Source organism: Vibrio sp. 10N.222.46.A1 (genome assembly GCF_041473595.1).
Lineage (GTDB): Bacteria > Pseudomonadota > Gammaproteobacteria > Enterobacterales > Vibrionaceae > Vibrio > Vibrio tasmaniensis_A.
This window is the reverse complement of the sequence record NZ_JBFRSN010001372.1, coordinates 1-598: the sequence shown is the minus strand read 5'-3', so window position 1 is coordinate 598 and position 598 is coordinate 1. Positions and strand designations below refer to the sequence as shown.

Genomic DNA, 598 nt, shown 5'->3' with positions numbered 1-598 from the left:
GATATGTGAACAAACTTCTGTTCATAATACTTGGGGATTAAAGGTTGAGAACGTCTAATTTCTTTTTGAGTAACTAAAATGCTGACTTTAGGTTCTTCTTTTTCGTGAACCTCAAGTGGCTCTTCGTCAGTTGAAATATAGTTAATATTAATATATACCAGCGTTGAAAAAATAGATAAAGCAACAAAAAGAAGAATGATTATTCTGTTCATATCAAGCCCAAAATAGGGGCACAAGCCCCTTATAGATTATTATATTTCAATTACTTACTAGCTGCGTCTAAATCAGCTTTTACAGCGCCAAGTGCTGCGTCTATTCCTCCTGATATAGTATCATTCTGGAACGCAGTTAATATAATTCCTGACATTACAACGGCAATAATTGCATATTCAACTGCAGTCACACCACGAACATCATCTTCGAACTTCATTTTAAGTTCAGCCATTTTTGCTAAAGTTTTGTAGTACATAATAATCCTATAAAAAGTATGTTGACCATTGGTCTAATTGAAATTGCGAGGAAAATTTACCTGATACAAAAACATACATCAAATTAATAGTTATTATGGACACATAACACAAATTTATTGGGTATTGAG

The 598-nt window shown here is 32.8% G+C and carries 1 protein-coding gene and 1 pseudogene; both read right to left on the bottom strand.

The features are described from left to right. Positions 1-212, bottom strand: a pseudogene (locus tag AB4496_RS26700) (pilus assembly protein CpaB); the annotation flags it as partial. Positions 213-262: 50 nt separating this feature from the next. Further along, positions 263-469, bottom strand: a complete 207-nt coding sequence (locus AB4496_RS26695; RefSeq protein WP_009845566.1) for a Flp family type IVb pilin — start codon at positions 467-469, stop codon at positions 263-265. Positions 470-598 lie beyond the last annotated feature (129 nt).